Source organism: Runella salmonicolor (genome assembly GCF_024158025.1).
Classification (GTDB): Bacteria; Bacteroidota; Bacteroidia; order Cytophagales; family Spirosomataceae; genus Runella; species Runella salmonicolor.
Genome location: NZ_JAMZEL010000001.1, coordinates 1,103,807 through 1,130,108, shown reverse-complemented (window position 1 = coordinate 1,130,108; position 26,302 = coordinate 1,103,807). Strand labels below are relative to the sequence as shown.

Genomic DNA, 26,302 nt, shown 5'->3' with positions numbered 1-26,302 from the left:
TGAATTACGAGTTATGAAATAGGATTGATAAATGTTAACTGATAAATGTTAGATGAAAGGGTTATCGTATCATGCCGAGGTAGCGGCCCATCCAGTAGGGCAACTGCCAAAAAACGGGTTCGCGCTCGCGGTGGGGCTCGCCTCCGGCGGCGGTCCAGGGGTTTTTGTCCCAACGAACGGTCATGCGGATGCTAGCTGGTTGGAGAATGTTCACCTGTTGGTCTTCCAGCACGGGTGTTCGTACAATTTTCAGGTCTTCGCGTTGGGTGTGGTCGATGGGCCAGTCGATGAGATCCAGCGGGGTATCGACCAGAAAATCAACGGAGTTGGCGAGCTCCACTTTTTGGTTTCTCGAATAGCAATAAATAAAATTGATGAGTGGATTTTGGTCAGCTTTGCGTTTTTCAAACCATTCATCCATGTGTTTTTGGTAGAAGGCCAAGCGTTGCGGGTCTTTTTCGCATTTTAATAAAATCGGATAAATGTACGCCTGTAACACCACATCAAAATAGACAAACCACGCGGGATTTTGGTGGATTACTTGCGCCATGTTTTCTAAATAATTTTCCTTTTCGATGAGCCGCAGGTATTCGCGTTGGTATTTGTCGTCGTTGGTCATGTAATGCGCCAATTTCAGAAAACCCAATAATTCCATTGAGTTTTGATTTTTGTCAGGGGCCCATTCCGGGTCGCGGTTGAGTTGGTCGGGCGACCACACCGACCAGCGCGTGGGCTTTCCGTCAATATCCACAAAGTTGTAATTGTGTTTGATGAGGTAATCCATGATGCGCGCTACGTGCTTGCGCACGATTGCTTTTTCGGCTTCGTCGGCCACCAGTTCGTAGTAGAAATAATAGCCAAACATGTGTCCGCACATTTCGTCGCTGCTGGTATCGCCTTTCCAGAGCCATTTGCCATCTTTTGATTTACGCCAACGAACCTCCACGGGCTTGAAGCGCGGCTCTTTGACCAATTCGTCGGCTAGTTCTTGGGGAGAAAAGCTACGGTTTCTGTCGTGAAGCACGCCTTTCCAATCAACAGGAACGATTGTTCGGGCAAAAAAACCTTCGGTATCGGTTACTTCCTGCAACAGTTTCAGAAATCCAAAGGCCTTTCGGGCATTTTCTTTGGCGTCGGGACTTTGGGTAACGGCGTACCGAAAACACTCCATGGCAAGGTAGTTGCCCGTGTATTCGCCGTCGTTATCGTCGTCTTCTGGTTGCCAGGTGGTGAGGTCGCCCGCTTTTTCTAAGCGGCACTGGCCCGCAATCCACGGGGCCCGGATGTGGCGTTTGAGGAGTACATCGTGGAAGTAATCGTTTTTTTGCGCCAAGGTCATTTTTTTGCGTTTGATAACACTCACCCCTTTCTTGGTTGCAATCCAAGCGTTGCCGTTTTGGTCAAAATCAATGTCAACCACGTGGTCGTCGAGTAGCCATCGGCGCGTAAACCGCAATGAGTGGGTGCCGTTTGGATAATAGCGAACCACGCCTTTCTCGGTGCCGACCCACATCGTACCGTCGGGGGCTGCTTTGACGCACGTGGCGTACACGGTGGGGAGGCCTTCGGCGGGGGTGATGGTCTGTATTTTTTTTCCATCTTGAAGGACGGTTACTCCCCCCAAACCTCCTGCCCAAATTCGTTGCTGGGTATCTGATGCGCTACCTTTTATATATGCGCTCAAAAGCTCATTTTTATTCCTGAAAATTCTGGTTTTTTCTACCTTATTAATATTATATAATCCCACGTCGCTTGAGAGCCATAAATTTCCTTGGGCATCGGTCATGGCATGGCGTACCGAACGGGGAATCTCCCAGTCTTTTTTTACAAACCGCTGCCCGTCAAATTGCCAAATTCCTTTGGGCCCGATGGCCACCAATCCGTCCTGCGTGGGGCAGAGGGTAGAGATGGGTGCTTCTACACCCGCGAGGCGTTCGAGTTTTTGGTTGCGAGACCGATATATGCCTTCCCAAGTACCCACCCACGCCACGTTGTTGGCGTCAACGGCGACGGAGAAAGCGGGCCCATTTGTCCCCTCGGTTGGGAGGGGGCTCCAAGTGGATTGTTTGGCGTTTTTTACAAACACCCCCGCTGCGGTGGCAATCCATACGTTGGCGTTTTTGTCGACGGCAATACTGCGGACCTCATTGGGTGCGGAAGCCGACGAATGGACGGGGTATGCTTCGTGAAACTCCTGCCAAAATGCCGTGTCTTGATATGAAGACAGCGGGCTGACTTGACCGCAGACGTAGCTAAGAGGGCACAAAAACAGGAGGATTAGAATACTTTTTTTGAGGAACGATTTCATTTTTGGCTGGGTGTCATGCACAGATATTACTTCGTTCGACCGGGTGCAGGCTATTGAGAAGGCGTCAATTTTAGCGAATAGGGGAATTTTTGTTTTTTGGGAGGGGTGATACAGCGCAATGTCCCTCGTTTATAAACGAATTGTTATGGCTAAATGATAGTTTTACAATGGTTTATAGGCTTTTATTAAGGATATATTACTTCTTTGATATTTTGCGCGATTTGAGGATATATTTACGCAATTTGAGACGGTTTCCCGAAAATAAGGGTGTAATTTTACTTTCACAATTCTAAGAATAAGTAGTCCTTTTACAATCTATACCCAGTTTTAACCTTTCCCAAAAAACTACACCATGGCCTGTATCAGCGAATATACCCTGCGTAAAGTAATCCAAGGTGATCAGACTGCCTTTGCGGAGTTGTACAACCACTACAAAACCCCTGCAATTAAGTTTTGCGTTTCGCTCGTCAAAGATGAAGAGGAGGCAGAAAACATGCTGCATGAGGTCTTCATAAAGATTTGGGAAAAAAGAACCCAGATAAATCCAGAGCTAAACTTTAATTCTTATTTGTTTACGTGTTTGCGTAATTTGGCCTTTGACCATTTTAAAAAGATGGAAAAAAGCCATTTTATTCGTCAGCAGTACATGGAACGAATGGAGGATAGACACATCGATGAGATTGAAACCGAAGAGGCAAAGATTGTGCGCCTACGTTCGGCCATTGATTCGTTGTCGGAAAAGCGAAAAATCATTCTGAAGCTGAATGTGGAGGAAGGTAAATCTTATCAGGAGATTGCGGAGTTGATGCGTATTTCAAAAAATACCGTCAAAAATCAGTTGGTTAAAGCCAAGCAATTTCTGCGCGAGCGGGTAGACATGGCGGCTGTACTTTAATTGACCCATTCAATAACGTTTGCACGGGTGTAAAGCCCGTAAATCCATACCGATATTGCCCTATTTTCGAAGATTTGTATCCCTACTTTCACTGCCTTATTCCTGTTGTCAAGTCCATCGCTCACGAGATGGTTCCTTATGCCTATGTTTCATGTTTATACTGCTGAGTTTGAAGCACCTGCTTACTTATTTTCCCGTACTTAATAAAAAAATAATCTTCTTACGAATAGTACATCACATAGGACAACCTGTATTTATGAGTACCATTTAATACCTTAAACAATTGACAAAAGATGAACTGCAACTTTATTCTGAAACAAACGCTAAGGCGTTTGCTGCTTATGACAATGGTTGTGGGGACTTGTTTTGTGACGTCTTGGGCGCAGGTCCGGACCATCACAGGTAAAGTCACCACCAGCGAAGACGGTACCGGAATGCCCGGCGTCAATATCGTTTTGAAAGGTTCGCAAAAAGGAACCAGCAGTAATGCAACCGGAAATTACTCCATCGAAGTAAACGGGGCCAATCCCGTGCTCGTATTTTCGTTTGTGGGTTATGATGCTGCTGAAGTGGCAGTAGGAAACCGCAACGTAGTGGATGTCTCGTTGACCCCAGGTACCGAAAACCTCAACGAAGTAGTGGTGACGGCCTTGGGTATCAAGCGAGAAAAACGCGCACTGGGTTATTCGGTGGGCGAGGTGTCGGGAAAAGACATCGTTAATGTACCCCAAGAAAACGTGCTAAATGCGCTCTCTGGACGCGTAGCGGGGGTAACCATCAACCAAACCAGTGGTGTAGGCTCATCGGTAAGTATCATTATTCGTGGTGCTAAATCATTGAGCAACGACAATCAGCCGTTGTTTGTGATTGACGGAGTTCCGGTTGCCAACAACTTGAACAACCTTCGTTCTATGGGCGACCGTAACAACGTGGACTACGGTAACGCCATTTCTGACATTAACCCCGACGATGTAGAAAGCGTTTCGGTGTTGAAAGGCCCCAGCGCTGCGGCTCTTTACGGCTCTCGTGCTGGTAACGGGGTGATTTTGATTACCACCAAATCTGGTAAAAAAGGCAAAGGTCTTGGCGTATCGTTTTCGACGAGCAATGTGTTTGAAACGCCTTACCGCTACCTTGACCTGCACTACAAATATGGCAACGGCGACCGCAATGCCCGTTTGGATGAAACTTCGGCTTACTGGGGTGGCCCTGAACTGGACAAAGGCCTGACCGCCGTTCAGTGGAACAGCCCATTGGATGCCAGCGGCAATAAAATCCCTACGGAATTGAAGTCTTATAAAGACAACATGAAGAACTTCCTGCAAACGGGAATCACTTCTACCAACAACATCGCGATTTCGGGGTCAAATGATAAAACAACCTACCGGGTGTCTTACAACATGATGACCAACAAAGGTCTCATCCCTAACTCGGATTTGAATCGCCATTCGTTGTCAGCCGCGGCTACTTACGACATCACCAACAAAGTTAAATTGACAACCAATTTGAACTTTGTACGCTCGCAGTCGGACAACCGCCCTTCTACCGCCAACCGTGGTGCTAACCCGCTGGAGGCCGTTTATCAGTGGTCGCACGTTGATATTAGAGAATTGAAAGATTACTGGCTACCAGGCAACGAGCAAATCAAGCAGCGCTCACCAACCAACGGTGACAACCCTTATTTCTTGGCCTATGGTATCAACAACGCCTTCAACCGTGACCGTATCTACGGAAACATGAAATTAGATTACTCGATTACGTCAAACTTGTCGGCTTTTGCGCGTATTTCACACGATATGTTTGTAGAAGACCGCGAAACTAGCATTCCTTGGAGCTATAGCCGTGGTCGCAACGGTGGCTATTACAAGCAGGGCATCGGTCGTAAAGAAACCAACGCTGACTTCCTTTTGACGTACAAAAAGAACATTAAGTCGTTTGATTTGAGCGTGTCGGGTGGTGGTAACTACATGGTTCAGAATTACAATGAAGATTTTATGGGCGGCAGTATCCTGACCGTGCCAGGGCTTTACAGAATCTCCAACATTCCTTTGGCATCGTTGCAAGTAAGCAACGGAACCAACAAAAAAGCTATATACAGTTTGTACGGAATGGCTTCTTTGGGCTACAAAAACATGCTCTATTTGGACTTGACCGCCCGCAACGACTGGTCGAGCACGCTCCCTGCCGAAAACCGCTCGTATTTCTACCCATCGGCTTCAATGAGCTGGTTGGCAAACTACACGTTCAACTTGCCTAAGTCAATTTCATTGCTGAAATTCAGAGCTGGTTGGGCGCAGGTAGGTAACGACGCCAGCCCGTACCAATTGGTGCCTACACTGGGCACTGGTTCATGGGGAAGTTTGATTACCACAGGTGTTCCAAGCACGCTTTTGAACTCACAGTTGAAGCCTGAAATCGCCACTTCTTCCGAATTTGGAGTTGACTTAGGTTTCTTCGAAAACCGTCTGCGTTTTGAAGGTACTTACTACTATGTAGAGAATAAAAACCAGATTTTGGGTATCACTACCCCATCTTCTTCGGGTTTTGGTAGCAAACTAATCAACGCAGGTTTATTGGCCAGCAAAGGTTGGGAAATCAACTTGGGAGGTAGCCCGATTCGTGACAAGAACGGTTGGAATCTGGACCTTAACGTGAATTTTACCCGCAACCGTACCGTCATCAAAGAGTTGACCGAAGGAATGGATTTTTACCAACTTTGGGATGACAACAACGGTGGCGCGTTTACATTTGTAGGCGAAGAAATCGGAAATATCTACAGCCGTGGCTATGCTACCGTCAAAGATGCTTCTTCTCCTTATTACCGTTGGCCAATTTTGAATAACAATGGCGAGTGGATTGCGGTAAACGACCGTACTGCCCGCGAAAAAGTAGGTAATTTCAACCCACGTTTTATCATGGGTATGCAAGCCACGCTTTCATACAAGCGTTTCTCGTTGGCGGCTAGCTTTGATACCCGTATCGGCGGTAACTTCCAATCGTATACTTATCGCTACGGAGAGTCTGACTGGAAATCACAGCGCCAATTGAATCAGTTGATTCCGGGTGGGTTGTACTCAGAGGCAGAATTAGTGGCCCTTTTGAAATCAGATCCTGAGAAATATATCATTCCTGAAAACGGTAACTTCCCACGTGTGGGTGGTCACACCAAAGCAACGGGTGGTATGGGTGCTGATGGCGATGGCGGATTTATTCCGGGCGTAATTCTTCAGTCTGATGGCACTTACAAAGAGCATTTGGGCGGTGCAGGTACCAACATTTATCCCATCACAGATACCTACCCTTGGAGCTTTAACAAGCAAATCACGTTTGATGCTTCGTTCATCAAGCTGAGAGAATTGTCGTTCTCATACAATATTCCAAACATCGGTGCTTTCCGTAACGCCAGCATCTCGGTATTTACGAGAAACATCATGGTGTGGACGGCTTCTAAAATCGGAATTGACCCCGAAAGAGCGTTCCAAGCCGATGGCGGTCGCTTCCGTCAGGGAATCGAATTGCAAAACGTGATGCCTTGGACCATTCCGGTCGGATTTAAATTAAACTTCAATTTGTAACCAATAACATTTAAATCACTACGATCAACATGTTAAAGAAAATATCAAAATCGGTTTTGGTTCTCGCAGTCATGCTGGTAGCTTCTTGTAGCGACCGCCTGTCTGAAATCAACGAGAACCCCAACGGGATTGACCCAGCTACCGCCAATCCCAACTTAATGATGCCCGAAGTAATGAACAACGCTGCCCGGTCTTATCTGGAACTTGGCTACGGTGATGTGGCAGGGGTAGCCCAACATATCCAACACGACGGTTGGTTTAGCGGAATTAACCACTATGATTGGGGCCCGCAAGACTGGAGCGGCTGGTATAATATGTTGCGCAACAACGAATTTTTGTATAAGCGTTCGACCGAACTTAACTATAAATTCCACCAGGGCGTGGCCTTGACCATGCGTTCGTTCATCTTTGGCGTAATCACTGATTTATGGGGCGATGCCCCTTATACCGCCGCCGTAAAAGGCGACCAGTCAAATGAGTTTTTGAAACCAGCATTTGATAGCCAAGAGGTGATTTACAAAGGGATCATTGCTGACTTGAAAGCGGCTTCGGCGCTTTTTGCCACCAAAGATGCCACAGGCTATACCGCAGGATACGATATTTTCTACGCGGGAAATCCTACGTCATGGCAGAAATTTGCCAATACACTTTTGTTGCGGTACTACATGCGGGTTTCGGACAAAATGCCTGCCGAAGCCAAAGCCGGTATTGAAGCCATCTACGCATCGGGAGTTTATATGAAAACCCCCGCTGACGATGCCGTCATGAACTACATCGGCGCTACGGCTGGTAACTCATGGCCAGGTGCGGTAGCTTTTGATCAAGAGCAATCTAACTTCAGACGCAAAAAGCCCGCTCAAACCTTGCTCAATAGCTTGATGGCCAACAGCGACCCTCGTCTTAAAGTGTGGTTTGCGCCAGTATATGTACGTTGGGTAGCCGACCCAACCCTTGCTACGCCCGTTGATGAGTTTATCAGAAAAGACGGTGTGATTATGCAAGGAACCCGTTATTTGACCGATGTTGTATTTAATGCAGAAGTAAAAAAAGGTGTTAAGTTCACCCGTCATTACAATCCTAAATTATACACTGGGACTTTGGACACCAACGAGTACGTAGGCGTGCCACCGGGCTTGAGACAACCTGATTATTATAACAATAACCCAACACCGGGTCAAACAGTCCAAAACCAGCACGTTTCTCAGTTGGCGGATGTGTATCGCGGTAGCAGCGGTGGTTTGTTGAAAGCACGTTTGGCCTCATCGGCTGAGACGGCCTTCATCTTGGCCGAAGCCGCTCAAAAAGGCTGGGCCGTAGGAACTGCCGCTACGCACTACAACGCAGGGGTGAAAAACTCCCTCGAAACTTGGGGCGTAGGCTCACAGTATGATGCTTATATCGCTAAGCCGGGTGTAGCCTACAACAATACGTTGGAGCGCATCATGGAGCAAAAATGGATTGCCAGCTGGACCGCCGCCACCGAAGCATGGTTTGATTATCGCAGAACAGGCCTTCCAGCACTCAAAGCGGGTCAGGCGTCGGCTGAGCCAGTATTGCCCGTTCGTTTCAACTACGGCGACAACGAAGTAAACTTCAACCGTACCAATGCCGACGCGGCTATCAATAAACTTGAGACCACAAAACACTCAGGTTTGAGAGGAAAAAATAGCCAATGGTCAAAACCTTGGATTGTACAAGGAACCAATAAACCTTGGTAGACAAAGTAGAAGATTAGTTAAAAATGTACAATTGGTAGTATGCTGAGAGGCGGGGGAATATTCCTCCGCCTTTCGTTTTTTTTAGGATATTTTTGAGACAGGTTTTGGTGTAAAATTTTTCGGTTAATGGTATGTAACGCTCAAGTGTCTATTGCTAATTTATTGGTAATCAATGAAATAATAAAAATGTTTTTTTGTAAAAAAAATAACAAGATTATCTCAATATTATAATATTTTTAAATTATCGTTAAATAGTACATTTTTTTGAAATAATTCTTCATGCAGAGTAGTCTGATTAAAGGGTTTGTGGGTATTGGAGTATAGAACTTCTTTAACCGATAATAACCATGATTATTAGCTCTACTTTTCTACAACGTACGTTGAGGTGTTTGCTTAGTTTAACAGTGGTTGCAGGGTTATGCTTCTCTACGGCGATGGCGCAAAGCCGAACCGTAACTGGCAAAATCACATCCAGTGAAGACGGTACCGGTATGCCCGGGGTAAATATTATTGTAAAGGGAACCCAAAAAGGAACCAGTACCAACGGTGCAGGTGCGTACTCCATTGAGGTGTCGGGCAACAATCCAGTCCTGATTTTTTCCTTTGTGGGTTTTACCGCTCAGGAGGTAGCCATTGGAGCCAGAAGCATCGTGGACGTTTCGTTGATGCCCAGTGCTGAAAACCTCAGAGAGGTGGTCGTAACGGCCTTGGGTATCAAGCGGGAAGAAAAATCGCTGGGGTATTCGGTGGGTAAAATTGACAGCAAAGAACTGAACCGGGTAGCGCAAGAAAACGTCTTGAATGCAATGGCCGGAAAGGTGGCCGGGGTTACGGTAAGTTCTACGGGCGGCACTGGTTCGTCGGTTAGTATGATTATTCGGGGCGCTACTTCATTGGGTAGCGACAATCAGCCCCTGTTTGTCGTTGACGGGGTGCCGCTGGCCAATACCCTCAACAATATAAGTCAGGTAGGAAATGACAACCGCGCCGATTTTGGCAACTCCATTTCCAGTCTAAACCCCGACGATATAGAAAGCGTTTCGATTTTGAAAGGACCCAGTGCGGCGGCCCTTTACGGCTCGCGTGCGGGACATGGTGTGGTTTTGATTACGACAAAAAACGGGGCCAAAGCCAAGAAAATGACCGTTTCTATTACGTCTAATACCGTTTTTGATAAACCGTTTAAGTTCTTGAAATGGCAAACTCAGTTTGGCCCAGGTCAATTCTCGGCCATTCCGCCCTCAATAAGCGGGACTCCGCTGAGCAATCCGTTTGGGGCGCTTATTCAAGAAAATGTGGGGGCTACCTACGGGGCGGCATTGGATAAAGGCTACGAAGAAGTGCAGTGGAACAGCCCGCTCGACGCCAGCGGAAAACCAATCAAAATGCCGTTGGTTTCGCATCCCAACAACGTCCGAAATTTTGTGCAGACGGGTATTACTACAACCAACGGAGTATCGGTGGCCAACAGCAACGACAATTATAGCTATCGTTTATCGTATTCAAATATGCAGAACCGGGGCATCATTCCCAATTCTGATTTGTTCAGAAACACCATCAACTTGAACACGTCGGTGAAGGTGAATGAAAAACTCAGAATCAGCACTAATCTTGACCTGAGCCGTTCCAATTCCAACAACCGCCCTGCTGGTAACCGTGGAACCAACCCCCTGCAATGGGCGTACGCTGTTTCGCCCCACACCGACATCAAAGACCTCGAAAACTACTGGTTGCCGGGTCAGGAAGGACTTCAGCAACGCTCGCAGTTCAAAGGAATTTACAATAACCCCTACTTCTTGGCAAACGAGGTTAACAACAGCTTTACCCGCGACCGGGTATTTGGAAACATCCGGGCCGACTGGCAAATCTCGCCGTCGTTCAGCCTAATGGGGCGTTATGCCGTTGACACGTATAATGAAAACCGTGAATTGAAAATAGCCAACAGCTACACCAACGACCCGCGTGGTGCTTATGGCCTCATCAATATTGCCAATTTGGAAACCAACGCCGACTTTTTGGCGACCTACAAAAAAGACATCAAAGACTTCAGCCTGTCGCTTTCAGTGGGTGGGAACTCCCGTTATCAGCGGGGCTCAAACGTCACCAACGCCACCAAGGGAGGCACTGGCTTGATTGTACCGGGAGTGTTTAACATCCAAAACATTGCACCTGCCAACTTAGATTATAACAGCAGTCGTTTCCAACGTGCCATGTACAGCGTGTACGGATTGGCTAATTTTGGTTATAAAGACATGATTTTTCTGGACGTAACGGCCCGTAACGATTGGTCGAGTACGCTACCTGCCGCCAACCGCTCGTATTTCTATCCTTCGGCTTCGTTGAGCTTATTGGTGAACGAAATGTTGCCTTTGACGAGTCAAATCAGCATGTTGAAATTGAGAACAGGTTTTGCTCAGGTAGGAAATGACGCCAATCCGTATCAGTTGCTCGGTTCGTTGGGCAATGCGGGTACGTGGGACGGCATTCCGCGTTTGTCAACGCCCGGAACGCTCCTGATTGCTGATTTAAAACCTGAAATCGTGACCTCGTACGAAAGTGGGATTGACTTAAACTTGTTCAAAAACCGTCTGCGATTCTCGGGTACGTATTATATGGTTGAAAACCGTAACCAAATCCTGAGCACTAAGTTGCCGCCTTCGTCGGGCTATTCATCCAAAAACATCAACGCTGGTTTGCTGGTCAGCAAAGGCTTTGAGTTGAGCCTCGGCGGAACCCTCGTGGATAAAAATAACTGGAGATGGGATTTGACCACCAACTGGACCCGCAACCGCACCACCATCAAATCACTTTCGGATGATTTGCCCTACTACACCTTGTGGCAAGATGCCAAAGGAGGGGCGTGGACGTACGTGGGCGAACAAATCGGGGATATTTATGACGCCAAAATCGTGACGGTCGAAAACAAAGAATCGCCGTATTTTGGGTATCCAATCCTGGACCAAACGGGTAAGTGGCAGTCGATTGACGCCATTAATACCAAAAACAAAATCGGTAACTTCAACCCTAAATTTATCATGGGGTTGCAGACGTCGATTTCGTATAAAGGCTTTAGCTTGAGCATGTCGTTTGACTGGAGAAACGGGGGAGATTTTGTTTCTCAAACCTACCGCTATGGCGAAGAAAACGGACAGTCGCAGTTGTTTTTGGACAAACTTATCAATCCTAACGGTTTGACGGGCCAAGCATTGCGCGATTATTTGGTGGCAAATCAGGATGAACTCATTCGGATTAACGGAAATTATTTCCCGCTGGTGGGTGGCCCAACGCCTGATTATGGCGGCTATCCGTTCAAATACGGCCCCTACACCTTGCCGCACGGTGGGGTGTTCATTCCGGGTGTGATTGCTACGGGCTACGATGCCAACGGAAACCCAACCGGCTTCAAAGAAAACCTTGGCGGAGCGGGCACCACTATCCTGCCGTTTGCGGGTAGTACGGCTTGGTCGTTTACCCGGGCATTTTTGTACGATGCTTCTTTCTTGAAACTGAGAGAAATTACGTTGGGCTACGACCTACCCCAAAACTGGCTGCGGAAAGTGGGCGTTCAGAGTGCCAACTTCTCAGTTTATAGTCGCAACATTATCTTGTGGACGGCCGCTAAAATCAACATTGACCCCGAAAACGCATTCCAACCAGAAGCGGGGATTCAGGGTGGCAGCCAATTCAAACAAGGGATTGAACGCTACAACGTCAATCCTTGGGTGATTCCGGTCGGCTTCAAATTAGGCTTAACTTTTTAAGAAAACATAAACGGATAAAGTGATGAAATTCAACACACTCAAATTTACCTGCTTCGCGGTTTTGTTTTCCTGTACGGTGTTTTCCTGCAAAGACTTAACCGAACTGAACATCAACCCCAACGGAGTAGACCCCGACAACGCCAACCCAAATTTGGTGCTGTCTACGGTGTTGACCGAAACGGGAAAGGCATTCGTCAACTTAGGGTATCAAGACATTGCCGGGGTAATGCAGCACACCCAAAAAGACGGCTGGAGCGGTGGCCACAATGACTATGATTGGGGCGGAAGTCAGAGTTGGGCGGGGTATTACGACATCCTGCGCAACAACCAATACGTGTACGACCGTGGCGTAGCCATCAAGTCGGAGTTGCATCAAGGCATTGCTTTGGTCGTGAAATCCATGATGTTTGGGTTAATTACCGATCTTTGGGGCGATGCTCCCTACTCGGCAGCGCTGAAAGGCGCCGTAGGTGGGGCTGAGAATACGTTCCCTGCCTATGATTCACAAGAAGCCATTTATACGGGTATTTTAGCTGATTTGGACAAAGCCAATACGTTGCTTTCCAAAAATGCCACGGAATACACCGCTACCGTCGGAACCGCCGATGTGTATTATCAGGGCGCGCCTGCCAAATGGCGGAAATTGGCCAATTCGCTCGCGCTGCGTTATTACATGCGTATCTCTGCCAAAAAACCAGATGTAGCCAAGGCGGGTATTGAAAAAATCGTGGCCAATGCTACACAATACCCCATCATTACGGCCATTGCCGATGATGCCGCCATGCCATTTGCGGGCAATAGCAACGATGATTCGTGGCCAGCCAACGCCATTTATGACGCCAGCGAAAGTAATTATCGCCGGATTAAAATGGCCGCTACTTTGGTAGACCGATTGCTTGTTTTGAAAGATCCGCGTTTGGGTATTTGGGCCAATAAGGTTAAAATTCAAATCGTCGTTGACCCTGCTCTTCCAAAAGGAACTGATAAAATAGAAGGTAATAAACGCTATTTGTCGCCCGATAAAGTAGCTGGTAAAGAATACAATACCAACGAATACGTGGGACTGCCAACGGCGATGTTGGGCGGGCCTACCTACAACCTTAGCCCCACGGCTGAGCAGGGAGCCAACAATCCACACGTATCGTGGCTGAGTGATATTTATCGTCAGGCCAAAGGGCCGTTGCTTAAATCACGGTTGATGTCGGCGGCTGAAGTGCGCTTTATTTTGGCCGAAGCCGCCTTGAAAGGATGGGCAGCAGGTGATGCCAAAACCCACTACGAAGCGGGCGTAAAAGCGTCGATGGATACGTGGGGTGTGGGCAGTAGCTACGCGGCCTACATCGCGGGAGCGGATGCTAAATTTGACGGTACGTTGAAGCAAATCATTGAGCAAAAATGGATTGCGAGCTGGACGGCTGCGCAGGAAGCTTGGTTTGACTACCGCAGAACGGGTTTCCCCGAATTGAAAACGGGTAATCAATCAAAGCGCAGTGTGTTGCCAGTGCGTTTTTATTACATGCTTGACGAACGTAACTTGAATAAAACAAATGCTGAATCGGCCATGAGTAAGTTGGAAACCACGCCTTACTCAACCGTTGACGGTAAAAACAGTCCTTGGTCCAAACCGTGGGTCATCCAGGGTACGGGCAAACCGTGGTAATTTTTTGGGTTAGTTGAACAAAAAAGTGGTGGAGTATATCCACCCTTTTTTTGCCCTTTTCACAAATAAAAATAGAAAGTATTCGCATGAGAAAAATTGGTTATTTATTCCTTCTTTTATTGTTTTATAATGCTGGTGCGCAGGAGTTTAAAGCTGCCGCAGCATTGCGTGTCATTACTCCTAATCCACTCCTGCCCGTATCGGGTGGCATCGGAACGCCCAAACCAGCTACGGAGAAAAAAGGTGATTTGTTTGCCCGGGTGTTGGTGCTCGAAAAAGGAAACACCCGCGTAGCCATCGTGAGCGTAGATAATCTGGGCTGGTCGTCTATTTTGGGCAACCGTTCAAGGGCGTTAATCAAAGGCATTCCGCCCGAAAATGTTCTGATTGGCTGTACGCATACCCACAGTGGGCCAGATGCGTATGGATTTCCTGACCAAACGGGCAAAACCTCGGCCGACTTGAATTATTTGGAAGACTGCGTTAAAAAAATTGCCGATGCGGTCAATGAAGCCGTTGCCAAGTTGGAGCCAGCTACGCTCAAAGTAGCCGTGGGGGAAGCCAAGGGAAAGATTGCCTATAATTATTACGCCGCCGACTTGTACGACCCTCGCTGCGGCGTCATTCAGGCGATTTCCAAGTCGGGAAAACCCATTGCTACCTTGGTAAATTACGCCATTCACCCCGAAGTACTAGGCTCGGGACGGGGTATTTTAAGCCCCGACTTGTGTGGACCATTATACAACCGCATCGAGTCTAAAGGCGGTGGCATGGCCATTTTTGTAAACGGTGCGCAGGGCGGAATGGTCACGGCCGATACCCGCCGCGAAGCCAACACTGAAGCCAATACGTGGGAAGAATGTATCCGCATCGGAGAGTTGCTCGGCGACGAAGCCCTGAGGATTGTAAGTACCGCGCCAACGGTATCAAATCCGTCGGTGTATTGCACGGCACGGACTGTAGAGTTTCCCGTTGACTCCGACATGATGAAGTACATTCTCAAGAATTCGCCACTCAAACACGCGAATGCCAAACCCGACGCCGTGAGTACGCAGGTAAATCTGCTGAACATTGGGCCGGCGCAGATTTTGACCATTCCAGGGGAGGCATTGCCCAATATCGGCTTTTACCTCAAACGACACATGAATACCAAATTGCCGTTTTTGTTTGGCCTCACCAACGACGCGTTTGGGTATATGCTCACCAAAGTAGATTTTAACAGTTTCAAACGTTACGATTATATAAGTCGCACTAGTCTCGGCGAAATGACGGGTGAAATTTACATCGAACAGGCGCTCAAGTTGGTCAAAGAGAGCCCTAAGCCAGAATAAAAAAATCGTTAATAATTATTCCTCAATAATCAATTTATTGCCATGCACAAATCCCTTTTTAGTTTAGTCCTCAGTGTTTGCCTTGGTATTTTCCAACTCTTTGCACAGCAGGCCATTACCCCCGAAACAGCCCTTAAAAGTTACGTCAACAATGGAGATAAAACCTTTTCATGGGAGTTGAAAGATTCGTTTACTGAAGGAGATGTAACGGGTTATAATTTATTGCTTACGTCCCAAACATGGCGGGGAATCGCGTGGCGGCACCAACTCACCGTTATGGTTCCTAAAGAAAACCTGCACGATGGCGCAATGCTTTTCATCACGGGTGGCTCTAACAAACAAGAACAACCCAATTGGAGCAAAAGTGACAAACTGTGGCCTTCGCTGATGGGAATCGCGGCCAAAAACAAAGCCATTGTGGTCTTGCTGAAACAAGCGCCCAATCAGCCTTTATACGGTAATCTGACCGAAGATGCGCTGATTTCGTACACCTTGCATAACTTCAAAAAAGACGGAGATTATTCGTGGCCGTTGTTGTTTCCGATGGTGAAAAGCGCCGTAAAAGCGATGGATGCCGTGCAGGCATTTTCAAAACAAACCCTCAAACACGATGTCAATAACTTTGTGGTAACGGGCGCTTCCAAACGCGGCTGGACTACGTGGCTCTCAGCCGCCATTGATGACAAACGGGTGAAAGCCATCGGCCCGATGGTCATTGATATGCTCAATATGCCCGCTACCCTAGATTATCAGTTGAAATCCTACGGCGCATACAGTGAGCAAATCGAAGATTATGTAAAACTGGAAATCCCACAAACGGCCAATACCCCCCAAGGCAACGCCATTACGACCATGATTGACCCCTACTCGTACCGTGCGAAATTGACCGTCCCGAAGTTGATTTTTATCGGTACCAACGACGAGTACTGGACCGTTGATGCCATTAAACATTACTACGACCAGATTCCGGGCAAAAACATGATTCACTACGTGCCCAATGCTGGTCACGACTTAGGCGGAGGAAAACAGGCCTTGGAAGCATTAAGCGCGTTTTTTGGAACGACCATCAACGACCGCAATTATCCTACGCCTACGTGGAAAGTAAGCCCTAAGAAAAAAGGAGCGCAAGTTTCTATCAAAACCGACCGCAACGATTTGGTAGACGCCGTGGTGTGGACCGCTACTTCGTCGGACAAAGATTTCAGAAATGAGAAATGGACGAGTTATAGTTTGGGCGTTTCCAATACCTCAAAAATAAAGTTGCAGGAAGCCTACGCGGGTAGCGGTTACAAAGCTTTTTATGTGGATCTAAAATACAAAGATGCCAACGGCGGTACCTACACCGTCAGTACCCGCATGTTTTTGACCGATTCAAAAGGTATATTGTAACAAAAAGCGTAACCCCATTATTGCACAAACCCCGGCTCAATGGTCGGGGTTTGTGTTTGTAAAGATGGCTCGGAGGGGTTGTTCAAAAATGACTTTTAGCTCCTTTTTAAATATACACATCCTTGTAAATGAGGGTCGTGACGGGCTTGAAGGTACGGAGTTTGAGGAGCGGTTTTTTGCCAATGTTGAAGCTCCTTTTTTTCTCAGGCGTATTTTTCTTGTTTTCTTCTTCCAAAAATGCCCCGCTCGTGTGCTCGGCAGCTCCTGTTGAGAGATTAAAATCATAGGTGTTGAATTGATTCGCACTCATCGACGAAAAGGTAGCCGTAGCACCAATCAAAAACCAGTCGTTGTTCTGAAAACGCCAGCGGTAGTCATAGCCCCAGCGGTCGGCGCTCCCGCCATAAAACTGCACCAACAGCGTACCTCTTTCGATGGTCAATCCCGCCAGCGGGTCGCCCATTACGCCCCCTTCATTGAAAAGCAAGATGGACTCGTTGCTTTGTATGGATAAAGTATAACTACCGTTGGCCTGACGCAGAGCAATCAGCAGAATACGAGGCTTTTGCGGGTAATCTTCTTCTTTGAGATTGGGTACGTCTTTGTCGGCTTCCACCACGGCGGCGATGTCAGGCGCGTTGTCTTTGTTGAGGTCGCCTTCGGCTTTTTCCACAATATGCCAGCCTTTGGGCACAAACGATTCTATTTTTGGGCCAGTTTGGGGTAAAACTGGGTATTTGTAACGGTTTTGGGCGGAAGTTAGGTGTACAGCGAAGAGTAAAATAATGAACAAAAAAAGACGAGCCATTGGGGAAAATATTAAGTACATAATTTATTGATGGTCAAAATTAATGAACTGGTTTGGATTGTTAATCAATCGTTTTTTTTACGGTACGCCGCCAGACAATTATCAAAATAACCTGCGCCGAAATTAGTCTTTTTCCAGAGAACAGAGGTATTACTTGATAAAGAAGTAACACTCATGAATCACAGAATTATTGTTGCCTTTGTAGGTGCGGCCCTTTTTATGGGCACGGCTGCCACCATGACGGCGCGCCGCGCCAAAGAAATCAAAAAAGACTTCTTAACAACTACTTCCAATACCGTGTTGGTGGCATCGCATCGCGCAGTTCATAATGTATACCCCGAAAACTCCATCCCCGCCGTCAAGGAAGCGATACGACTGGGTATTGACATCATCGAAATTGACGTCAAAGTAACCTCCGACGGTGTGCCCGTGTTGATGCATGATGGTAAGATTGACCGCACCACCAACGGCAAAGGAAACCCCGAAACCATGACCTTTGCGCAGTTGCAAACCTACAATTTGGTGGTAAAGGGCGCAAAAACCGAAGAGAAAATCCCCACGTTGGAGGAGGTACTACGTTTAGCAAAAGGACGTATTTTGGTGGATTTGGATTTGAAAACCGACAAGTTGGGGCCCATCATCGACGTGGTAAAGAAGACCAAAACCGAAGACATTGTCTTTTATTTCGACAGTGACTACAACGCCCTCCATTTTGTAGACAAGGTCGATAAAAAATACATGCTCATGCCCCGGGCACATTCGCAAGCCATGGCTGATTCGGCCCTTACGCTTTTCAAACCCGAAGTCGTACACATTGATTTTTCGTTTTACACGCCCGAAGTGGTCAGTCTTATCAAAAAGCGCGGAGCACGCGTATGGATTAATGCGTTGGGACCGATAGATATATTGCTCCGGACCGAAAGACGAGACGAAGCACTCGACAAATTGTTGAAACACGGGGCCAACGTTATTCAAACAGATGAGCCCGAATTGTTGTTAAAGCTATTGAAAGATAAAGGTTTACATATTTGAAGGAAGGTTGTTTATTGACAAACGACGTTTTTGTCCAATCAAATAATTGAAAACTTAAATTTAACACAGTCTGAGTAGCCTTTTATGATTGGAACAAAGTATATAGACATATAACAAGCCAAAAAAATAATGGAAACCAACCGTCCTGACTATTTGATTGGTAGGCTGATGCGCAACGAGATTTCACAAGTGGAACTCGAAGAATTTTTGGCTGGTATTGGGGAAAATGAAATGTCGCCCGCTTATTCGGAAGTGTTGGAGCGCTACTTCATGCAATTGCTTTCCGAGAACGAACACGCAAAAAGCGTGCAACAAGAAAAGTAGATTTTCTGGCTGTATCCACCCCTTTTTTAACGTAATAAACCTGTATCTTCAATAAGCGCTGGGCGTATCTCGCGACAGGATAGTTATATGACAAAATATATCTCTAAGTTTCTGCTGTTTTTAATAACAGCAACGGCATTCTTCGGAAGTTATGCCCAAATTCCGCTGCCAGTTTCTAAGCATAAGTTTGTGGTCATTGCCCACCGTGGCAACCACGTGAATGTGCCCGAAAACTCCCTTGCTGCCTACGAAGAAGCCATTAAAAGCGGGGCAGATTATGTAGAAGTCGATATCCGGACGAGCAAAGACGGGGTGTTGGTTATTCATCATGACGGAACCCTCGACCGTATGACTACCACAACGGGGGAGGTCAAAGCCAAGACATTTGCCGAGCTGAGCCAACTTCAGCTCAAAAGCCCCAAAGCGGACGATGCCACCGTTTACCGAATTCCGACTTTTCGGGAAGTGTTGAAGTTGTGCAAAAATCGGATTAATATTTATCTGGATTTTAAAGACGCCGACGTGGCCGAAACCTGGAAACAGATTCAGGAAGAGGGCATGGAAAAGCAGATTGTGGTGTACCTCAACAAAGTGCCCTACTACAAACAATGGCGGAGTATTGCCCCTCAGATGCCGCTGATGACCAGCTTGTTGGACGACGTCAAGAACCCCCAGCAGCTAAAATTCTTTTTGGGTCAGGTAAAAGTAGAGGTGCTGGATAACATCTCCGAGCAAGCAATGGTGCAAACCGCGCAGGAAGAAGGCGTAGCTGTTTGGCTTGATGTTCAAAGCCCTTCTGAAGGCAAAGATGCGTGGGACTCAGCGTTGAGCAAGGGGGTGCAGGGTGTACAAACCGACCATCCCGAAGCGTTGGTCAATTACCTAAAAACCAATAATTGGCGCGATGGAGTGGCCAAAAATGCGGTCATTGTTCCCAAAAAGCCCGCGTATCAATCCCTGTTGGACGTGCCCTACGCGCAAGGCGAGGGCAAAGAAAATATGCTGGACGCCTACATACCCGAAAATCATACGCCCGATACCAAAGTGCTGGTCTACATCCACGGCGGCTCGTGGAGTCGGGGTGATAAAAGCGAATTTCCGAAACAACTCATTGATGAATTGGTCGGTGTAAAAAAGTACATCGTGGTTTCGATAAATTATCGTTTGGTCAAAGACGGAAAAAATCTGTTTCCTGCCCAAATCGAAGACGTTAAAAAAGCCATTGCTTTTCTGTCGGCTCAATCCAAAAGATACCGTTTCAACGGCAACGAATTTGCCCTCATGGGCGGCAGCGCGGGGGCGCATTTGGCCTTGCTTTATGCCTATGCCCATGACCCCAACAAACAAGTAAAAACCGTATTGAACCTCTGGGGGCCTACCGACCTGACCGACAAGTCTGTGCGGGCCGATGGCACTGATGCCAACAATACCGTTATTCGGTTTTTGGGAGAGGCCGACCCTAAAGCACAAATTTGTGTAGATGCCAGCCCGCTGCTGCACCTCACCAAAGAAAGCGGGGTGCCCACCATTTCATTCCACGGGGTAGAAGACCCGTTGGTGCACGTAAGTCAGGCCGAAAATCTTCACAAAAAACTTCAATCATTGGGAATTCTGACCCAACTAGAATTGTACCCCCACGAAAAACACGGCATGAGCGCCTCGGCGGCAGTGGATGTTTTTGGGAAAATGGTACAATGGCTCGAAAAACAATACCCTGTTGTTAAATAAACATAATACACTTAAACTCCCACCAAGCCGCTGTGGGGCAAAGTAGTTGATGTACTTAAATGCTTTGCTCCTTGGCGTGAATCAATCCACCATGAAACTTTCCGTTTTTTTTACATCCATTTTTCTGAGTGCTTTTTTGCTTTTTGGCACCGCCGCCACTACTGATTCCACGGTTCATAAAGTGATGGACAATGTCGTCACGCGGTTGTATCAAAAACTGACACCCGCCCAACTTGACACCATTTCGGAAGCCTACATTCTGCCTTTTTTAACAAATGAAGAAAAACAGACCCTCGCTACTCGCTACTGGACTTTTGACGTAAATGTACCCGTGGTTGTATCTCTCATGCGTGACCAAGCGCAGAAAGTGCCGCCGTTTTGGTTGGCAAAAAGTGGGTTTCAAAAAACAAATATGCTGGTAAAAAATGAAGAATATACCTACGAAGTCTGGCAAAAGAAGTTTTCGAAGGGTAAAGTAGCGCTGGGCATCAACGGATTTGACAAGCATCGCCCCGTGTATTTTGTGGGTGTAGGGCCGCAGAAAAAAAGCGATAAACTGACTATCTCAAACTTTTTTCCCGCCAACCAACACATCGAAGAATTTAAAGTAGGAGCCTTTACTTACCATGATTGGGATGAGCTCACGCTTACGGAAGTGCCATTGGCATTGCAGGGACAGCAATTGTTGACCACCATTCGTGGGCGCGCCCGTGAAGCCCATTTAGTGAAAGCCTTCCGGCAGACCGACTATCCTGCCGTCAACAAACCTGATCAGTTGCTGCTTTCGTGGAGTGCCGACCCTTCTACCACCATTGATGTGCAGTGGCGTACGCAGGCGGCGGTTAAAGCAGGAAAAGTACAATACTGGAAAAAAAACTCGACCGATACGCTGACCGCCAACGCACTGCCGTTTAAGATGGAAGACCGCTTGCTACGCAACGACCGTTACATTCAGCGTTTTACGGCCAAACTAACCCAACTTACGCCTGCTACTACGTATGCGTATCGGGTGGGTTCTCCGAGTACGGGTTGGTCAGAAGTGACTGATTTTAAGACCGAAGCAGCTCAGCCTGAAGCGTTTTCGTTTGTTTGGTTTGGCGATACGCACAAGTCGCCTGATTGGGGGCGGATGGCCCGCCAAACGCTCGAACGTCACCCTGAAATTTCTTTTTATTCGGTCATCGGCGACTTGGTCAGTACGGGCCTTGACCGCAATGAGTGGGATGAGTTTTTTCATCATTCAGGAAAGATTTTTAGTCAAAAACCCTTCATGCCCATTCCTGGCAACCACGACAGCCAAGACGGGCTAGGCGCGGCGATGTACCAAAACCTGTTCAGCTTGCCTACCAACGGCCCCGATAAAGTACCTTCTGAACGGACCTACGCTTTCAATTACCAAAATGCTTTGTTTATCATGCTCGATGGCACGTCGCCCATCGATGCGCAAACGGATTGGATTGAAAAGCAACTTTCACAAAGCAAGGCCAAATGGAAGTTTGTGATGCTGCACTTTCCGCCCTATAATTTTGAAGAAGATTATGCGCAAATCCGCAAAGAATGGGGCGTGTTGTTTGACCGTTACCACGTTGATATGGTCATGAGTGGGCACGTACATTACTACATGCGCAGCAAACCCATGTACGCCGAAAAACCTGTTGATTCTCCCGCCAAAGGCACGATTTATACCATTTCTATCAGTATTCCGAGTCACCACAAAAACTGGCCCGACGAGCCCTACGCAGCGGCGCGTTTTCAGAGCGGGCCCGTGTACCAGCACATCAGAATTGATAACAACAAATTGACCCTGCGCTGTTTGGATGAGTACGGAAAAGTGAAGGATGAATTTACGATTGAGAAATAAAAAGGCCACCCTGATTTAGGCCTGTTCATGTAAAATTCGCTGAATCCCTGTACCTTTAGTCTTTATTTTAACGAATTAGGTATGACTTTCGACGAATTAAATCTCAATAAACCGCTGCTCAATGCCATCAATGACTTAGGCTTTACGACGCCTACGGCCATTCAGCAAAAGGTATTTTCGGTGGTGATGTCGGGGCAAGATGTGTACGGGATTGCACAAACAGGAACGGGAAAAACCCTAGCTTATCTTTTGCCTTGCCTTCGGCAATTTCAGTTTTCAAAAGAAAAAAATCCGCAAGTAGTTATTTTGGTTCCCACGCGAGAACTGGTGGTGCAGGTGGTGGAATCGGTCAAGAAATTGACTCCGTACATGAGCGTGGTTACGGTGGGTGTGTATGGAGGCGTAAACATGAAGCCGCAGGTAGCGGAGGTGTTGCAGGGCGTAGATGTGTTGGTAGCAACGCCCGGGCGCTTGGTGGATATGTTGTCGAGCGGGGTGATCAAGCCTAAAGCCGTGAAAAAACTGGTGCTCGACGAAGCCGACGAAATGCTCAATCTGGGCTTTCGGGCGCAGTTGAAACTCATCTTGGATACCTTGCCCGAAAAACGCCAAAACCTTTTGTTTTCTGCCACCATCACCGACGAAGTGGAGCAGTTGATGCAGGAATATTTTCACCATCCCGTCAAAGTGGAGGCCACCCCAGCAGGTACGCCGTTGGAGAATATCTACCAAATGGCCTATCAAGTGCCCAATTTCTACACAAAAGTAAATCTGCTAGAATTGCTTCTTGGCCACGACCCCGACATGGTCAAAGTGCTGGTCTTTGCGGCCACTAAATCTCTGGCCAATCAATTGTTTGAACAACTGGAAAAGCAATTTGGCGATACGGTCAGCGTGATTCACTCCAACAAAGCCCAAATGCAGCGTTTTGAGGCCGTTAATCGCTTTCAGAGTGGAGCTTGTCGCGTGCTCATTGCCACCGACGTCATTGCGCGCGGATTGGATGTCTCGGAAGTATCGCACGTTATTAACTTTGATTTGCCCGAACTTCCCGAAACCTACATCCACCGCATCGGACGTACGGGCCGGGTGGATAAAAAAGGCATCGCCATCAGTTTTATCGTGGAAAAAGAAAAGGAGCAGCAGGAAGCCATCGAAGCCCTGATGAAGCAGCCGATTCCGATGCGCCCGTTGCCCAAATTACTCGAAATTTCGGACGAACTGACCCCCGAAGAAAGAGATACGGGTTACACGAAAATCATCAGTGTAAAAATTGTCAAAAGTGATACTTTTGGTGGGGCTTTTCACGAAAAAACCGAAAAGAACCAAAAGGTAAACGTACGCCGAAATCACGCCAAAGAAATGATGAAAAAGTACGGCAAGCCGATTCGGAAAACCCGAAAATCATAAACTTCAATTGCCGAGGGTGGTGTTTTCACCACCCTCTTTTTTTGTCATTGGGATGCAGACCCGTGTTGCCTGCCCTTCTTCCTTAACTCCACGCTTTAGCATGGAGAGTAAATAAATGCCCAAAACACCTTCTTAACCCAGAAAAAAACTCCAATCCCCGGGTGGAAGGTTATGACGATACGGTTACGAAATTTGGCCTTATTGGCCGCGACGGTGGTTGTTTTTGCGGCAGGTTTCCCTTCGGGCAAAGAAGACATTCTACGGCCGTTGGATGTATGGGCGATACGCTCGGTGCTTGACAAAAAGCCCCGGATGTTGACTTTGGCTTTGGATAAAGAATGTTACGCAGCCTACGACTTGGCCAAAGGGAAATTGTACAAAGTTTGGAAAGGCGGGATCACGCTGGAAGGGGCGGCTTATACCAACAAAAAAGACATTCAGCCAGGCTCATGGGGCACCGCCTACCTGTGCGACAGCCTGCCCGCGTCGCCGTGGCGTGTAAGCATCAGTGGTAAGGACGAGCCGGCGCGCGTACTGTACAAAGGTTATGCGTTCAGAAATCAACAGATTTACCTTCATTTTGCGTTAGTGCTTTCTTCCAAAGACACCGTTCTCGTAACGGAGCGCCCCGAATTTGTGCGCAATACGGCTGGGAAGCCTGGCTTGGAAAGAATGTTTACCACGTCAAATGTTCCGGAAGGAGTTGCCGTTTCTGTACAAACATCCGAGGGAATAAGGGCTTTACATTCCAATAACACTACTTACCTAAGCGCTTATTTTGAACCCTTGCCCGAGCAGTTTCCGCCGGCACCTGTTGCCAAAGCCGTTCATCCGGGACGGGCGCTGATGGACAAAAGCGATTGTTTTGTGTGTCATAAAGTGGATGAAAACGAAGTGGGGCCGGCGTTTCAGCGCGTGGCGCAACGCTATCCTAACAACAAGAAATCGGTGGATTTGTTGGTAAATAAAATTAGGGAAGGCGGCACGGGCGTATGGGGCACTGGCGTCATGAATTCGCACGCCTTACTGACCGAAAATGACCTGACGGCCATGGTTAGTTATATTTTTACGCTCAAACCCAAAGAGGCCGTTATCCAAAAACCAGTGAACCAACCAAAAAAAGAACCGGCAGTGCAACGCACAAATTCACCGGGGTTTGGGGCACCGCTCGATAAAGTTCATCCAAGCTATGATCTGCAAACGCTGCACACCAAAAACTTCAAACCCCGAGTGGGAGCGTTGGCATTCAAACCCGACGGGCGGCTTTTGGTTACCACGTGGGACGAAGTCGGCGGTGTGTATGTATTGGACAATGTTGCCACGGGAGATACCAACAAAATCACCGTCAAACGCATTGCGTCTGGCTTGGCTGAACCGCTTGGTATTGAGGTGGTTAATGGTGAAATCTACGTCTTGCAAAAACATGAATTAACGAAACTGATTGATACTGACGGCGATGAAATTATTGATGAATACCGCGTAGTGTGCAACAGTTGGGGCGTTACTGCCGATTTTCACGAATTTGCTTTTGGATTGGTCTACAAAGAGGGGTATTTCTACGTCACGCTCTCGATGGCGATGCGCCTCAAACCCTACGAAAAGCAACTGCCCGACCGAGGCCGCACCATCAAAATTGCGCCCGATGGTAGTTTTGAGTCCGTCAATTATGGCCTGCGCACGCCCAATGGTATCGGGTTAGGGGTTGATAATGAGTTGTTTGTGACTGATAATCAAGGGCAATGGCTGCCCGGCAATAAATTTATTCACGTCAAAAAAGGAGAGTACCACGGCATGGCGTGGGGCTGGCTCAGCGACGAGCCCGCCCCACCGATGGCTGCGCCCGCGATTTGGTTGCCCGAGGATGAAATCGGGAATTCTCCTTCTGAGCCCGTTTTGATAAAAGACGGCCCTTACAAAGGCCAAATGCTGCACGGCGACGTGACCCACGGCGGTATTCAACGTGATTTTTTGGAAAAGATAAACGGTGAATACCAAGGCGCTGTCTTTCGGTTCTCGCAGGGATTTGAAGCGGGCGTCAATCGGCTGCGCTGGGGGCCAGATGGCGCGTTGTATGTGGGAGAAGTAGGTATGGCAGGCGGCGGCTGGAGTTGGAAAGACCGCGTACGGGGGTTACAAAAAATAAAATACAACGGCAAAAGTACCTTTGAAATGCTGGCCGTGCGTGCTAAGCCCCAGGGCTTTGAAATTGAATTTACGGAGCCACTCAAAGAAGGACAAAAATTGCGCCCGGCTGATTTTCTGATCCATCAATGGTGGTACCTGCCGACCAAAAACTACGGCGGCCCCAAAATGGACCTGACCGCGATGAATGTACAGAAACTCAGCATTTCGGAAGATAGAACGCGGGTTTTTCTCGAAATTCCGAATCTAAAAAAAGAGCACGTCGTTTATTTTCGCTTGCCAGATACGCTCAAAAGCCACCGCGGACAATCCCTTTGGTCGTCGGAAGCGTGGTATACTTTAAACAATATTCCGAACTAA

The 26,302-nt window shown here is 47.6% G+C and carries 15 protein-coding genes; 13 read left to right on the top strand and 2 right to left on the bottom strand.

Features of this window, described 5'->3' with window-relative positions; genetic code table 11:
- Positions 1–61: 61 nt before the first annotated feature.
- Positions 62–2,308: a ligand-binding sensor domain-containing protein gene (locus NCI00_RS04605; RefSeq protein WP_253525486.1), complete on the bottom strand. Its 2,247-nt coding sequence runs from the start codon at positions 2,306–2,308 to the stop codon at positions 62–64.
- Between the two features lie 352 nt (positions 2,309–2,660).
- On the opposite strand from NCI00_RS04605, the gene NCI00_RS04600 reads away from it, so the two are divergent.
- The 7 genes from NCI00_RS04600 to NCI00_RS04570 all read left to right on the top strand — a co-directional run bounded on the left by NCI00_RS04600 (position 2,661) and on the right by NCI00_RS04570 (position 16,637).
- Positions 2,661–3,203, top strand: coding sequence for an RNA polymerase sigma factor (locus NCI00_RS04600; RefSeq protein WP_114459919.1), 543 nt, complete (start codon positions 2,661–2,663; stop codon positions 3,201–3,203).
- Between the two features lie 293 nt (positions 3,204–3,496).
- Positions 3,497–6,778, top strand: a complete 3,282-nt coding sequence (locus NCI00_RS04595) for a SusC/RagA family TonB-linked outer membrane protein (RefSeq protein ID WP_253525484.1) — start codon at positions 3,497–3,499, stop codon at positions 6,776–6,778.
- 29 nt (positions 6,779–6,807) lie between these two features.
- Positions 6,808–8,496, top strand: a complete 1,689-nt coding sequence (locus tag NCI00_RS04590) for a SusD/RagB family nutrient-binding outer membrane lipoprotein (protein WP_253525480.1) — start codon at positions 6,808–6,810, stop codon at positions 8,494–8,496.
- Between the two features lie 347 nt (positions 8,497–8,843).
- Positions 8,844–12,257, top strand: a complete 3,414-nt coding sequence (locus NCI00_RS04585) for a SusC/RagA family TonB-linked outer membrane protein (protein WP_253525477.1) — start codon at positions 8,844–8,846, stop codon at positions 12,255–12,257.
- A gap of 22 nt (positions 12,258–12,279) precedes the next feature.
- Positions 12,280–13,917, top strand: a complete 1,638-nt coding sequence (locus NCI00_RS04580; RefSeq protein WP_253525474.1) for a SusD/RagB family nutrient-binding outer membrane lipoprotein — start codon at positions 12,280–12,282, stop codon at positions 13,915–13,917.
- Positions 13,918–14,003: 86 nt separating this feature from the next.
- Positions 14,004–15,248, top strand: coding sequence for a hypothetical protein (locus NCI00_RS04575; protein WP_253525471.1), 1,245 nt, complete (start codon positions 14,004–14,006; stop codon positions 15,246–15,248).
- 42 nt (positions 15,249–15,290) lie between these two features.
- The gene (locus NCI00_RS04570) at positions 15,291–16,637 is read left to right on the top strand and encodes a PhoPQ-activated pathogenicity-related family protein (RefSeq protein ID WP_253525468.1); all 1,347 of its coding nucleotides are present in this window, start codon (positions 15,291–15,293) and stop codon (positions 16,635–16,637) included.
- Between the two features lie 106 nt (positions 16,638–16,743).
- Here NCI00_RS04570 and NCI00_RS04565 read toward each other — a convergent pair whose 3' ends face one another.
- Positions 16,744–17,445, bottom strand: a complete 702-nt coding sequence (locus NCI00_RS04565; RefSeq protein WP_253525465.1) for a hypothetical protein — start codon at positions 17,443–17,445, stop codon at positions 16,744–16,746.
- A gap of 174 nt (positions 17,446–17,619) precedes the next feature.
- On the opposite strand from NCI00_RS04565, the gene NCI00_RS04560 reads away from it, so the two are divergent.
- From NCI00_RS04560 to NCI00_RS04535, 6 genes are all read left to right on the top strand, one after another.
- Positions 17,620–18,477, top strand: coding sequence for a glycerophosphodiester phosphodiesterase family protein (locus NCI00_RS04560; RefSeq protein ID WP_253525462.1), 858 nt, complete (start codon positions 17,620–17,622; stop codon positions 18,475–18,477).
- 129 nt (positions 18,478–18,606) lie between these two features.
- Positions 18,607–18,801 carry a hypothetical protein gene (locus NCI00_RS04555; RefSeq protein WP_114067239.1) on the top strand — a complete coding sequence of 65 codons (195 nt, stop codon included), beginning with the start codon at positions 18,607–18,609 and terminating at the stop codon, positions 18,799–18,801.
- An 87-nt stretch (positions 18,802–18,888) separates the two neighbouring features.
- On the top strand, positions 18,889–20,529 hold the full coding sequence (locus tag NCI00_RS04550) for a glycerophosphodiester phosphodiesterase family protein (RefSeq protein WP_253525459.1): 1,641 nt from the start codon (positions 18,889–18,891) through the stop codon (positions 20,527–20,529).
- A 91-nt stretch (positions 20,530–20,620) separates the two neighbouring features.
- Positions 20,621–22,390, top strand: coding sequence for a purple acid phosphatase family protein (locus NCI00_RS04545; RefSeq protein ID WP_253525457.1), 1,770 nt, complete (start codon positions 20,621–20,623; stop codon positions 22,388–22,390).
- Positions 22,391–22,471: 81 nt separating this feature from the next.
- Complete coding sequence (locus NCI00_RS04540) at positions 22,472–23,800, top strand: DEAD/DEAH box helicase (protein WP_253525455.1); 1,329 nt, start codon at positions 22,472–22,474, stop codon at positions 23,798–23,800.
- A 171-nt stretch (positions 23,801–23,971) separates the two neighbouring features.
- Complete coding sequence (locus NCI00_RS04535) at positions 23,972–26,302, top strand: c-type cytochrome (RefSeq protein WP_253525454.1); 2,331 nt, start codon at positions 23,972–23,974, stop codon at positions 26,300–26,302.

Coding starts and splice junctions, on each gene's coding strand:
- NCI00_RS04605 (WP_253525486.1), bottom strand. CDS start 2,308: ATGAAATCGTTCCTCAAAAAAAGTATTCTAATCCTCCTGTTTTTGTGC.
- NCI00_RS04600 (WP_114459919.1), top strand. CDS start 2,661: ATGGCCTGTATCAGCGAATATACCCTGCGTAAAGTAATCCAAGGTGAT.
- NCI00_RS04595 (WP_253525484.1), top strand. CDS start 3,497: ATGAACTGCAACTTTATTCTGAAACAAACGCTAAGGCGTTTGCTGCTT.
- NCI00_RS04590 (WP_253525480.1), top strand. CDS start 6,808: ATGTTAAAGAAAATATCAAAATCGGTTTTGGTTCTCGCAGTCATGCTG.
- NCI00_RS04585 (WP_253525477.1), top strand. CDS start 8,844: ATGATTATTAGCTCTACTTTTCTACAACGTACGTTGAGGTGTTTGCTT.
- NCI00_RS04580 (WP_253525474.1), top strand. CDS start 12,280: ATGAAATTCAACACACTCAAATTTACCTGCTTCGCGGTTTTGTTTTCC.
- NCI00_RS04575 (WP_253525471.1), top strand. CDS start 14,004: ATGAGAAAAATTGGTTATTTATTCCTTCTTTTATTGTTTTATAATGCT.
- NCI00_RS04570 (WP_253525468.1), top strand. CDS start 15,291: ATGCACAAATCCCTTTTTAGTTTAGTCCTCAGTGTTTGCCTTGGTATT.
- NCI00_RS04565 (WP_253525465.1), bottom strand. CDS start 17,445: ATGGCTCGTCTTTTTTTGTTCATTATTTTACTCTTCGCTGTACACCTA.
- NCI00_RS04560 (WP_253525462.1), top strand. CDS start 17,620: ATGAATCACAGAATTATTGTTGCCTTTGTAGGTGCGGCCCTTTTTATG.
- NCI00_RS04555 (WP_114067239.1), top strand. CDS start 18,607: ATGGAAACCAACCGTCCTGACTATTTGATTGGTAGGCTGATGCGCAAC.
- NCI00_RS04550 (WP_253525459.1), top strand. CDS start 18,889: ATGACAAAATATATCTCTAAGTTTCTGCTGTTTTTAATAACAGCAACG.
- NCI00_RS04545 (WP_253525457.1), top strand. CDS start 20,621: ATGAAACTTTCCGTTTTTTTTACATCCATTTTTCTGAGTGCTTTTTTG.
- NCI00_RS04540 (WP_253525455.1), top strand. CDS start 22,472: ATGACTTTCGACGAATTAAATCTCAATAAACCGCTGCTCAATGCCATC.
- NCI00_RS04535 (WP_253525454.1), top strand. CDS start 23,972: ATGACGATACGGTTACGAAATTTGGCCTTATTGGCCGCGACGGTGGTT.